Raw genomic sequence first — 11,742 nt, 5'->3', positions numbered from 1 at the left:
CCTGCGGTCAGCGGGTCTGTTCGGCGTTGCGGGCTATGTTGCGGGCCATTCCGCCGAAGACCACCGCGTGGAACGGTGCCACCGACTTCCAGTAGGCGTGCCCCGGCAGGCCGCGCGGCAGGAAGACGGCGCGTTGCTGGTAGCGGCTGCGGCCGTCGTCGGCCGGCAGCACCCGCATCTCCAGCCAGGCCCGGCCGGGCAGCCGCATCTCGGCGCGCAGTCGCAGCAGCTCGCCCGGGACGATCTCCTCGACCCGCCAGAAGTCCAGCGCCTCGCCGACCTGGAGGCGGTGTGGGTCTCGTCGACCCCGCCGCAGGCCGACGCCGCCGACCAGCCGGTCCAGCCAGCCGCGGATCGACCAGGCGAGGGGGAACGAGTACCAGCCGTGTTCGCCGCCGACGCCCTCGACGACCCGCCAGAGCGCCGCTGGTGGTGCGTCCACCGTCCGCTCCCGGACGTCGGTGTAGGCGGTGCCACCGGACCACACCGGGTCGGTGGGCAGTGGTTCGGCGGGGGCGTCCGGGCCGCTTGCGGTGGACCAGCGGGTCTCCACCTGGGCGTCGCGCACCTTGGTCAGCGCCAACGCCACCGCGTCGTCGAAGCCGGTCAGCCCGCCCGGCGGGTCGGGGACGTAGCGGGCGATGTCGTGTTCGTCCGCTACCGCCTCCTGGATCAGGCTCTCCACCAGCGGGCGGGCGATCTTGTTCGGCACCGGGGTGATCAGGCCGACCCAGTGCGAGGAGAGCGACGGGGTGAGCGCCCGGACCGGCACGATGATCCGCCGGCGCAGCCCGGCCACCCGGGCGTAGCGCTGCATCATCTCGCGGAAGGTGAGCACGTCCGGCCCGCCGATGTCGAAGCCCCGGTTGACCTCCGCCGGCAGGGTGGTGCAGCCGACCAGGTAGCTCAGCACGTCGCGGACGGCGATCGGCTGGATCCGGTTGCGCACCCAGCGTGGCGTGATCATGGCGGGCAGCCGCTCGGTCAGATACCGCAGCATCTCGAACGACGCCGAACCGGAGCCGATGATCACCGCGGCGCGGAGCACCGCCGTGGGCACCCCGCTGGCCAGCAGGATCCGGCCCACCTCGGCCCGGGAGCGCAGGTGCGGCGAGGGGACCGCGTCGGTCGCCGGCAGTGGACCGCCCAGGTAGACGATCCGCCGTACGCCGGCCGCGCTGGCCGCCGCCGCGAAGTTGGTCGCCGCCGTCCGGTCGGCGGCCTCGAAGTCGGGCCGACCCAGTGAGTGCACCAGGAAGTACGCGACGTCCACGTCGGCGAACGCGGCGGCCAGCGTCTCCGGCCGGCTCAGGTCTCCCTCGACGATCTCGGCCGCCGAGGCCCAGGGCACGTCGCGCAGCCGCACCGCCTTGCGGGCGAGGCAGCGCACTGTGTGCCCGTCGGCGAGCAGCAAAGGCGTCAGCCGCCCGCCGATGTAGCCGGTCGCTCCGGTGACGAGGCATCTCACAGGTCCCAGTCTGCGGCCCCCTAGACTCGTTTGCTGTGGAGACCGAGACGAGCACCTTCTGGGGGCCGGATTTCGCGCAGCTCAGGGCCACTGATCCGGAGATCGCCGGGGTGGTCCTCGGCGAGCTGGACCGGTTGCGCGGCGGCCTGCAGCTGATCGCCAGCGAGAACCTGACCTCGCCGGCGGTGCTGGCGGCGCTCGGCTCGACGCTCACCAACAAGTACGCCGAGGGGTACCCGGGCCGGCGCTACTACGGCGGCTGCGCCGAGGTCGACCGGGCTGAGGAGATCGGCATCGCCCGGGCCAAGGAGCTCTTCGGGGCCGAGCACGCCAACCTCCAGCCGCACTCGGGGGCGAGCGCGAACCTGGCCGCGTACGCCGCGTTGGTGCAGCCGGGGGACACGGTGTTGGCGATGGACCTGCCGCACGGCGGGCACCTCACCCACGGCAGCCGGGTGAACTTCTCCGGCAAGTGGTTCCACCCGGTCGGCTACCCGGTCCGGCCGGACACCGAGCAGATCGACTACGACGAGGTACGGGACCTGGCGCGGGCGCACCGACCCAAGCTGATCATCTGTGGGGCCACCGCGTACCCGCGCCTGATCGACTTCGCGCGGTTCCGGGAGATCGCCGACGAGGTCGGCGCGTACCTGATGGTGGACGCGGCGCACTTCATCGGCCTGGTCGCCGGTCGGGCGATCCCGTCCCCGGTGCCGTACGCCGACGTCGTCTGCGCCACCACCCACAAGGTGCTGCGCGGGCCGCGCGGCGGCATGATCCTGTGCCGTGAGTCGCTGGCCCAGCGGATCGACAAGGCGGTCTTCCCGTTCACCCAGGGCGGCCCGCTGATGCACGCGGTAGCGGCCAAGGCGGTCGCGTTGCGCGAGGCCGCCCAGCCGGAGTTCCAGACGTACGCCCGGCAGGTGGTCAGCAACGCCCAGGCGCTCGCCGCCGGGCTGGCCGACGAGGGGATGCGCCCGGTCTCCGGTGGCACCGACACCCACCTCGCCCTGATCGACCTGCGGGAGCTGGGGGTGACCGGCGCCGAGGCCGAGCGCCGCTGCGACGCCGCGTCGATCACCCTGAACAAGAACGCCATCCCGTACGACCCGCAGCCGCCGATGGTGGCCTCCGGCATCCGGGTGGGCACCCCGAGCGTCACCACCCAGGGGATGCGCGAGGGCGAGCTGCGCCAGGTGGCGACGCTGATCGCCCGTGCGGTGCGCACCGATCCCGGCGCTCCCGGCGGGGCCGACGAGCTGACCCGGCTGGGTGCCGAGGTGTCCGAGCTGGTCGCGGCGTTCCCGGCGTACCCCCGTGGCTGAGCCCGGGGTGGTCGCGCCGGACACCGACCGGTGGCGGCTGCGGCACCTGCCGGTGCTGTTGGGCGCGTCGGCGGCGCTCGCCGTGGTCGCCGCCGTGGTGGGTGGGGTGACCGGCGGCGTGACGGCCGCGCTCGGCGCGGCGGCCGGTGTGGGCGTCACGGTGCTCAGCTACACCCTCACCACTGTGGTGCTGGCCCGGGCCGACCAGGTCAACCCGCAGCTGCTGCTGCCGCTTGGCCTGGGCCTGTACGTGCTGAAGTTCAGCCTGCTGGGTGCGGTGCTGGTGGCGGTGGCGTCGACTGGCTGGCCCGGGTTGATCCCTCTTTGCCTCGGCATCGTCGCCGGGGTGGCAGTGTGGACAGCGGTGCACCTCTGGTGGCTGACCACGGTGCACGCTCGCCGGCCGCGCGGCTGACCTGGCGGTCGTCCCAACCAGCGGACGCGCCGCAATGTGTCGGCCTCCGGTCATTTTCCGACGGGCGGAAGGGGAGTAGCGTGCCCACAGACGACGGCGCCCACGAGAAGCCCACACAACGACGGTTGTGCGGGGGGTGAGGCACAGCCTCGTCTTCCCGGCTGATATCGTTCGCCCCGTCATGGCTGGTGACCAAACCCCCCGTCCCGCCGGTGAACCGGACGATTATCCGTCCGGCGCCGGTCAGGGTTGGACCGCGCTCAGCTACCTCATCGGAGGAATGCTTGTGTGGGGTTTCATCGGCTGGCTGGTCGACCAGTGGCTCGATACCGGTGGCGTCGCCACCGGGATCGGCGTCGTGCTCGGCGTGACCGGGGGCATCATCCTCGTCGTCCGTCGGCTCGGCACGCCTACTTAGGAAGGGACACGGTGTTCGGACAGGCGAACGTTCTGGCAGCGGGCCAGGCGGCATTCCCACCCAGTGTGGACGACTTCTACCTGCCCGCGATCGCGCCCTGGGGTGTGGAGAACGCTCCGTGGTTCACCAAGTTCACGCTGATGATCTGGATCGCGGTCGGCGTTCTGATCATCTTCTTCCTGGCGACCTATCGGAACCCGAAGCTGGTGCCGACCAAGAAGCAGTGGTTCGCCGAGTCGATCTACGGCTTCGTCCGGAACAACATCTCGGTCGACATGATCGGTCACCAGGGCGTGCGGTTCGCTCCGTACTTCACGACGCTGTTCTGCTTCGTGCTGCTGACGAACGCGTTCGCGATCATTCCGCTCTTCCAGATCTCGCCGAACTCGCACATCGCCTTCCCGGCGATCCTCGCGGTGATCAGCTACGTGCTGTTCAACTACATCGGCATCCGGCACCACGGCTTCGGCAAATACTTCAAGCACGCCCTGATCCCGCCGGCACCGTGGTACATCCTGCCGCTGCTGATCCCGATCGAGGCGTTCTCGACCTTCATCATCCGGCCGTTCTCGCTGGCCGTCCGTCTCTTCGCGAACATGTTCGCCGGCCACATGCTCCTGCTGGTCTTCACGCTCGGCGGCTTCGCGATGCTCAACGCCAACGCCTGGTTGGCGCCGATCTCGGTGGTCTCCTGGGTGATGACGGTGGCGCTGACGCTCCTCGAGGCGCTGGTCATCGTCCTGCAGGCCTACGTCTTCACCGTGCTGAGCGCCAGCTACATCCAGGGTGCGCTCGCCGAAGAGCACTGATCCACGCACCAACCGTTGTCGTCCCGCGTGAGAGTCACGCGTGATAACCAGGAGGAACCACACCAATGGACGCTAGCGTTCTCGCCGAGGTCACCGGTAGCACCGCTGCCATCGGCTACGGTCTCGCCGCCATCGGCCCGGGCATCGGCGTTGGCCTGGTCTTCGCCGCCTACATCCAGTCGACCGCCCGGCAGCCCGAGTCGTCGCGCATGACCCTGCCGTACGTCTGGATCGGCTTCGCCGTCATCGAGGCGCTCGCGCTGTTCGGCATCGCCTTCGGCTTCATCTGGGCCGGCTGATTCCGCCCCTTCCGACCGGGAGGTCACCCATGTTGTTCCTCCTCGCCGCCGAGGGTGGTGAGTCAGACCACAACCCGATCATTCCGATCTGGCAGGAGATCGTGGTCGGCACGGTCGCCTTCGCCGTGCTCTGCTTCGTCCTGATGAAGTTCGTCTTCCCGCGCATGGAGCAGACGTTCCAGGCTCGGGTCGACGCGATCGAGGGCGGCATCAAGCGCGCCGAGGCCGCTCAGGCCGAGGCGAACCAGCTGCTCGAGCAGTACCGTGCCCAGCTCGCTGAGGCCCGGACCGACGCCGCCAAGATCCGTGACGACGCGCGGGCCGACGCCGAGGGCATCCGGCAGGACATCCTCGCCAAGGCGCGGGAAGAGTCCGACCGGGTCATCCAGGCGGGCAAGGACGCGCTCGCCGCCGAGCGGGCCACCATCGTGCGCGAGCTGCGCACGGAGGTCGGCACGATCGCGGTGGACCTGGCCAGCAAGATCGTTGGCGAGTCGCTGGCCGACGAGGCGCGGCGTAAGGGCACCGTCGACCGGTTCCTGAGCGGTCTCGAGAGCACGGGGGCCCGCTGATGCAGGCCGCCAGCCGGGAGTCGTACAAGGTCGCGGCCGAGCGCCTCGACGCGTACGTCCGCGGCGCGGAGCCGTCGGCGGTGGCCTCCACCGCCGACGCCATCCTCTCCGTGGCGACCCTGCTGCGGCGTGAGCCGCGGCTGCGCCGGGCACTCTCCGAGCCGTCCCGGTCCGGCGAGGACCGCGGCGCTCTGCTCGGCGACATGCTGGGCGGGCGGATCGGCGCGGACGCGCTCGACCTGCTCGTGTCGCTCGTCTCCGGCCGGTGGTCGGCACCGTCGGAGCTGCTCGACGGCGCCGAGCGGCTGGGCGTGGAGGCGCTGCTCGCCAGTGCCGACAAGGCCGGCGAGCTGGGCGAGGTCGAGGACGAGCTGTTCCGCTTCGGTCAGGTCGTGGCCGGTCAGTCGGCGCTGAGCAACACGCTCGCCGACCCGGTCGCCCCGGTCGAGCAGCGGGCCACCCTGGCCCGCGAGCTGCTCGCCGACAAGGCCCGTCCGGTCACCGTCCGCCTCGTCGAGGTCGCACTCGGCGGGTACGGGGGGCGCTCCTTCACCGGCGCGCTCACCCGGCTGGTGGAACTCGCCGCCGAGCGACGTGACCGGCAGGTGGCGTACGTGACCGTCGCGGCCCCGTTGAGTGACGAGGACGAGCGCCGGCTGGGTGCGAGCCTCAGCGCGATATACGGTCGGGAGGTCTCCGTCAAGCAGACGGTGGACCCCCACGTCCTGGGTGGCGTGAGCGTGCGGGTCGGTTCCGACCTGTACGACGGCACCATCCTGCGCCGCCTCAACGAGACCCGCAACGCGCTCGCGAAGCGCTGATCGGCTTCGCCGCCCCGCGGCTGAGCGGCTCCGCCGCCCAGCGTCAGGGTGGCTGGACCGCCAGCGCCCGGAATGACAGACGCCATTCGGACCGGTCGGTACTAGGTATCCCGGGCCCCTGAATTTTAAGGAAGCAGAGGATGGCCGAGCTGACCATCTCGACGGAGGAGATCCGCGGCGCCCTGGAGCGCTACGTCTCTTCCTACTCGTCCGACGTCTCCCGCGAGGAGGTCGGCACCGTCGCTGACACCGGTGACGGTATCGCCCACGTCGAGGGCCTGCCTTCGACCATGACCAACGAACTCCTGGAGTTCGAGGACGGCACGCTCGGCGTGGCGTTGAACCTCGACGTCCGGGAGATCGGTGTCGTCGTTCTCGGTGACTCCGCCAAGCTGGAGGAGGGGCAGCGCGTCAAGCGCACCGAGCGGGTTCTCTCCGTTCCGGTCGGCGACGCCTTCCTCGGCCGCGTGGTCGACGCGCTCGGCAAGCCGATCGACGGGCTCGGTGACATCGCCAACGAGGGTTTCCGCGAGTTGGAGCTGCAGGCTCCGAACGTGATGTCCCGGCAGTCGGTGTTCGAGCCGCTGCAGACCGGCATCAAGGCGATCGACGCGATGACCCCGATCGGTCGGGGCCAGCGACAGCTGATCATCGGTGACCGGAAGACCGGTAAGACCACTGTCGCCCTGGACGCGATCCTCAACCAGCGGGACAACTGGCGCACCGGCGACCCGAAGAAGCAGGTCCGCTGCATCTACGTCGCCATCGGCCAGAAGGCCTCCACGATCGCCTCGATCAAGGGGCAGCTCGAGGAGGCGGGCGCGATGGAATACACCACCATCGTCGCCTCGCCGGCGTCCGACCCGGCCGGCTTCAAGTACCTCGCCCCGTACACCGGCTCGTCCATCGGGCAGCACTGGATGTACGGCGGCAAGCACGTTCTGATCGTCTTCGACGACCTGAGCAAGCAGGCTGAGGCGTACCGGGCCGTGTCGCTGCTGCTGCGTCGCCCGCCGGGCCGTGAGGCGTACCCGGGTGACGTCTTCTACCTGCACTCCCGCCTGCTGGAGCGCTGCGCGAAGCTCTCCGACGAGCTGGGTGGCGGCTCGATGACCGGTCTGCCGATCATCGAGACGAAGGCCAACGACATCTCGGCCTTCATCCCGACCAACGTCATCTCGATCACCGACGGTCAGATCTTCCTGGAGACCGACCTGTTCAACCAGGGCGTCCGTCCGGCGATCAACGTCGGCACCTCGGTCTCCCGGGTCGGTGGCGCCGCGCAGGTGAAGCCGATGCGCAAGGTCGCCGGTTCGCTGCGGCTCAACCTCGCGCAGTACCGCGAGCTGGAGGCGTTCGCCGCCTTCGCCTCCGACCTGGACCGGGCCTCTCGCGCCCAGCTCGACCGCGGCGTCCGCCTCGTCGAGCTGCTCAAGCAGCCGAACTACTCGCCGTTCCCGGTCGAGCAGGAGGTCGTCTCGGTCTGGGCCGGCGTCGAGGGCAAGCTGGACGACATCCCGGTGGGCGACGTTCGGCGCTTCGAGGCGGAGTTCCTCCAGTACCTGCGGCACAAGCACCAGGGTGTGCTGGCCGGTATCGCCGACAACCAGTGGGGCGACGACATCGTCGGTTCGCTGGACGGGGCGATCGCCGAGTTCAAGCAGGTCTTCCTCAACAAGGACGACGAGCGCAAGGTCAACGACGCGCCGGCCGCGCCGCTGGAGGGCGACGAGAACCGCGAGACGGTGACCCGCTTCCGCGACAGCGCGACCGACCGCCCGGCCGAGAGCTGATCCCGTGGCGGCCCAGGTACGCGTTCTTCGTCAACGGATCCGCTCGGCGAAGTCGATGAAGAAGATCACCAAGGCGATGGAGCTCGTGGCGACGAGCCGGATCGCCAAGGCTCAGGCCCGGGTGCAGGCGTCCCTGCCGTACGCCCAGGCCATCACCGGCGTGCTCACGGCGCTGGCGTCCAACGCGCGGATCGACCACCCGTTGCTCACCCCGCGCGAGCGGGTGCGGCGGGCGGGCGTCCTGTTGGTCACCAGTGACCGTGGTCTGGCCGGCGGCTACAGCTCCAACGCGATCAGGATGGCGGAGTCGCTGATCGCGCGGCTCAAGGCGGACGGCAAGGAGCCGGTGCTCTACGTCATCGGACGTAAGGGCGTCGGGTTCTACCGGTTCCGCAACCGGCCGATCGAGGCGAACTGGACCGGCTTCAGCGAGCAGCCGTCGTTCGAGGACGCACGTACCGTTGGTGAGACGCTGATCAAGGCGTTCACGGCCGGTGCGGACGACGTCGACGGCGGCGCCGGAGCGGACGGGGTGCTCGGCGTCGACGAGTTGCACATCGTCTACACCGAGTTCCACTCGCTCATGACGCAGAACCCGGTTACCAAGGTCATCGGTCCGATGCAGGTGGAGGACCGGCCGCGCTCCGAGGGGTTGCTGCCGGCGTACGAGTTCGAGCCGGAGGCGGAGGCGCTGCTCGACGCGCTCCTGCCGAGGTACATCAACACGCGGATCTACGCGGCGTTGATCGAGTCGGCGGCGAGTGAGTCGGCGGCACGGCGGCGGGCGATGAAGAGCGCCACCGACAACGCCGAAGAGATGATCGAGAAGTACACGCGCGAGATGAACTCGGCTCGCCAGGCCGGGATCACCCAGGAGATCAGCGAGATCGTCGGCGGCGCCAACGCGCTGGCCGCGTCGGGAAGTGAAGTGTGATGACTGCACCAGTAGAGACCAAGACGGCCACGGGTCGCGTGGTCCGGGTCATCGGCCCGGTCGTCGACGCCGAGTTCCCGCGCGACGCCATGCCGGCCCTGTTCAACGCCCTCAACGTCAAGGTGAACCTGTCCGGCGGTGAGAAGACGCTGACCCTGGAGGTTGCCCAGCACCTGGGTGACAACCTGGTCCGTGCCATCTCGATGCAGCCGACCGACGGCCTGGTTCGCGGCGCGGAGGTGCGTGACCTCGGCGAGCCGATCAGTGTGCCGGTGGGCGACGCGGTCAAGGGCCACGTGTTCAACGCGATCGGCGAGGTGCTCAACCTCAAAGAGGGCGAGACGTTCGAGGCCGACGACCGGTGGGGTATCCACCGCAAGGCCCCGGCCTTCGCCGACCTGGAGCCGAAGACCGAGATGCTGGAGACCGGCATCAAGGTGATCGACCTGCTCGCCCCGTACGTCAAGGGCGGCAAGATCGGCCTGTTCGGCGGCGCGGGCGTGGGCAAGACGGTGCTCATCCAGGAGATGATCACCCGTGTTGCCCGCAACTTCGGTGGTACCTCGGTGTTCGCCGGTGTGGGTGAGCGCACCCGTGAGGGCAACGACCTCATCGCCGAGATGACCGAGTCCGGCGTCATCGACAAGACCGCGCTGGTCTACGGCCAGATGGACGAGCCGCCGGGCACCCGGCTGCGGGTGGCGCTCTCCGCGCTGACCATGGCCGAGTACTTCCGGGACGTGAAGAAGCAGGAGGTGCTGCTCTTCATCGACAACATCTTCCGCTTCACGCAGGCCGGTTCCGAGGTGTCCACCCTGCTCGGCCGTATGCCGAGCGCCGTGGGTTACCAGCCGACCCTGGCCGACGAGATGGGCGAGCTCCAGGAGCGGATCACCTCCGTCCGGGGCCAGGCCATCACCTCGATGCAGGCGATCTACGTGCCGGCGGACGACTACACCGACCCCGCCCCGGCCACCACGTTCGCCCACCTGGACGCGACCACCAACCTGGAGCGGTCGATCTCCGACAAGGGCATCTACCCGGCGGTTGACCCGCTGGCGTCCTCGTCCCGGATCCTCGCGCCGGAGTTCGTCGGCCAGGAGCACTTCCAGGTCGCGACCGAGGTGAAGCGGATTCTGCAGCGCTACCGCGACCTGCAGGACATCATCGCCATCCTCGGTATCGAGGAGCTCTCCGAGGAAGACAAGATCACCGTGGCTCGCGCCCGGCGGATCGAGCGTTTCCTCTCGCAGAACACCTACGCGGCGGAGCAGTTCACCGGCGTGCCGGGCTCGACGGTCCCGATCAAGGAGACCATCGAGGCGTTCCGCAAGATCAGCGAGGGTGAGTACGATCACTTCCCCGAGCAGGCGTTCTTCATGTGCGGCGGTCTCGAGGACCTGGAGCGCAAGGCTGAGGAGCTGATGAAGGACTGACAAGTCCCCATCCAATCCGTAGCAAAAAGACTGCCCCGGCAATGCCGGGGCAGTCTTTTGTTCATGTTCGCGTCTTACCATCGTCGCGGTCCGTTACTCGCGGTCGTCACTCCCGAGACTCCCGAGCTACGGTTCGTTCCGCGCGCTCACCTGAACGAGCGTTGATCTTTGCAACCTTTCGACGACGTGCGCCCGTCTTCCTCGTCGTGGGCGTAACGAACGGAGATGCTCGTGGGTAAGGCCGGCAAGAGGGGCCGCAAGCCGTCCATCTGGCGAGGCGTGCCGCGGTGGGCCAGGATCTGCACGGTGTTCGGCACCGTGCTGGCCGTGCTCAGCGGCGCGGTGCTGGTCGGCACCGAGGTGCTGATGGCCCGCTACGAGGGGTCCGTCGGCAAGGCCGACCTCTTCGGGGACCAGGCCGCGGGCGCCCAGGCGAAGAAGAGCGACATCAAGGGCCCGCTCAACATCCTGCTCGTCGGTATCGACCCGCGTACGCCGACGGCCGCGCCACTGGCCGACTCGATCATGGTGCTGCACGTGCCGGCCTCGATGGACCGGGCCTACCTGTTCTCGCTGCCACGTGACCTCTACGTGCACATCCCGGAGTTCAAGAAGGCCAACTTCCCGGGCGAGACCACGAAGATCAACGCCGCGATGTCGTTCGGCAGCAAGGTGCCGGGGGCCAACCCCGACGCGGCCCGGGGCTTCGAACTGCTGGCCACCACGGTGCAGAAGGTGACAGGCATCAAGCGCTTCGACGCTGGTGCGATCATCAACTTCACCGGCTTCCAGAAGATCGTCGACGCCATGGGTGGTGTCGACATGTACATCGAGCGCGACGTGAAGTCCGAGCACAAGCAGCCCGACGGCAAGCCGCGCCCGGGCAACACCCGTGGTGAGGGTTACGTCGGCCCGCAGGCGCTCTACAAGAAGGGCAACCGGCACCTGAGTGGGTGGCAGGCGTTGGACTACGTCCGCCAGCGCTACCCGAAGAACGGTGTCCCGGATTCCGACTACGGCCGGCAGCGGCACCAGCAGCAGTTCGTCAAGGCCATGGTCGGCCAGGCGTTCAGTGCGGACGTGGTGTCCAACCCGATCAAGCTGGACAAGGTGCTCCGTGCCGCCGGCCAGTCACTGATCTTCAACGGCCGGGGCAACAGCGTGGTCGACTTCGGGCTCGCCCTGAAGGACATCCGGCCGAACACGATCGAGATGATCAAGCTCCCCGGTGGTGGAGTCTTCGACGGTAAGAAGTACCTGGGCGAGCAGTTCCAGGAGGGGGTCCCGGACTTCTTCACCGCCCTGCACAACGAGCAACTCGACCCGTTCCTGCTCGAGCACCCGGAATTCGTGAACAAGACCAAGTAGCCAGGGCGCCGTTGTCCCGACCCGCGTTGGGCGGGCCGCGTCGTCAGGCTAGACTTTCGGCAATCCGTAGCCGCAGCAAGGAGA

The 11,742-nt window shown here is 69.0% G+C and carries 12 protein-coding genes; 11 read left to right on the top strand and 1 reads right to left on the bottom strand.

Annotation, left to right across the window (positions count from 1 at the left end; translation table 11 throughout):
* Nucleotides 1–7: 7 nt before the first annotated feature.
* Nucleotides 8–1,468 carry an SDR family oxidoreductase gene (locus IW249_RS03655; RefSeq protein WP_196919497.1) on the bottom strand — a complete coding sequence of 487 codons (1,461 nt, stop codon included), beginning with the start codon at nt 1,466–1,468 and terminating at the stop codon, nt 8–10.
* Between the two features lie 35 nt (nt 1,469–1,503).
* Between IW249_RS03655 and glyA the strand changes: the two genes are divergently transcribed.
* The 11 genes from glyA to IW249_RS03600 all read left to right on the top strand — a co-directional run bounded on the left by glyA (nt 1,504) and on the right by IW249_RS03600 (nt 11,658).
* Entirely contained in the window at nt 1,504–2,793 is a 1,290-nt protein-coding gene (gene glyA / locus IW249_RS03650) for a serine hydroxymethyltransferase (protein ID WP_196919496.1), read from the top strand.
* Nucleotides 2,786–3,208 (top strand): hypothetical protein, encoded by a 423-nt coding sequence (locus tag IW249_RS03645; RefSeq protein ID WP_196919495.1) that lies wholly within the window; start codon nt 2,786–2,788, stop codon nt 3,206–3,208. The genes glyA and IW249_RS03645 overlap by 8 nt, the downstream gene beginning before the upstream one ends.
* A 181-nt stretch (nt 3,209–3,389) precedes the next feature.
* A complete protein-coding gene (locus IW249_RS03640; protein ID WP_091405894.1) occupies nt 3,390–3,626 on the top strand; it encodes an AtpZ/AtpI family protein in 237 nt (78 codons plus the stop codon).
* An 11-nt stretch (nt 3,627–3,637) separates the two neighbouring features.
* Complete coding sequence (atpB, locus tag IW249_RS03635; RefSeq protein ID WP_091405892.1) at nt 3,638–4,435, top strand: F0F1 ATP synthase subunit A; 798 nt, start codon at nt 3,638–3,640, stop codon at nt 4,433–4,435.
* A gap of 65 nt (nt 4,436–4,500) precedes the next feature.
* Nucleotides 4,501–4,734, top strand: a complete 234-nt coding sequence (locus IW249_RS03630) for an ATP synthase F0 subunit C (RefSeq protein WP_091405890.1) — start codon at nt 4,501–4,503, stop codon at nt 4,732–4,734.
* A 32-nt stretch (nt 4,735–4,766) separates the two neighbouring features.
* Nucleotides 4,767–5,306, top strand: coding sequence for a F0F1 ATP synthase subunit B (locus tag IW249_RS03625; RefSeq protein ID WP_196924617.1), 540 nt, complete (start codon nt 4,767–4,769; stop codon nt 5,304–5,306).
* Nucleotides 5,306–6,127 (top strand): F0F1 ATP synthase subunit delta, encoded by an 822-nt coding sequence (locus IW249_RS03620; RefSeq protein ID WP_196919494.1) that lies wholly within the window; start codon nt 5,306–5,308, stop codon nt 6,125–6,127. The genes IW249_RS03625 and IW249_RS03620 overlap by 1 nt, the downstream gene beginning before the upstream one ends.
* Before the next feature lie 140 nt (nt 6,128–6,267).
* Nucleotides 6,268–7,920: a F0F1 ATP synthase subunit alpha gene (gene atpA / locus IW249_RS03615; RefSeq protein ID WP_196919493.1), complete on the top strand. Its 1,653-nt coding sequence runs from the start codon at nt 6,268–6,270 to the stop codon at nt 7,918–7,920.
* Between the two features lie 4 nt (nt 7,921–7,924).
* The gene (locus IW249_RS03610; protein WP_196919492.1) at nt 7,925–8,854 is read left to right on the top strand and encodes a F0F1 ATP synthase subunit gamma; all 930 of its coding nucleotides are present in this window, start codon (nt 7,925–7,927) and stop codon (nt 8,852–8,854) included.
* On the top strand, nt 8,854–10,290 hold the full coding sequence (atpD, locus tag IW249_RS03605; protein WP_196919491.1) for a F0F1 ATP synthase subunit beta: 1,437 nt from the start codon (nt 8,854–8,856) through the stop codon (nt 10,288–10,290). The genes IW249_RS03610 and atpD overlap by 1 nt, the downstream gene beginning before the upstream one ends.
* Before the next feature lie 225 nt (nt 10,291–10,515).
* Nucleotides 10,516–11,658: an LCP family protein gene (locus IW249_RS03600; protein WP_196919490.1), complete on the top strand. Its 1,143-nt coding sequence runs from the start codon at nt 10,516–10,518 to the stop codon at nt 11,656–11,658.
* The last annotated feature ends 84 nt before the right edge of the window (nt 11,659–11,742 follow it).

This window comes from Micromonospora vinacea (genome assembly GCF_015751785.1).
Classification (GTDB): domain Bacteria; phylum Actinomycetota; class Actinomycetes; order Mycobacteriales; family Micromonosporaceae; genus Micromonospora; species Micromonospora vinacea.
This window is presented reverse-complemented; position numbering and strand designations above follow the sequence as displayed.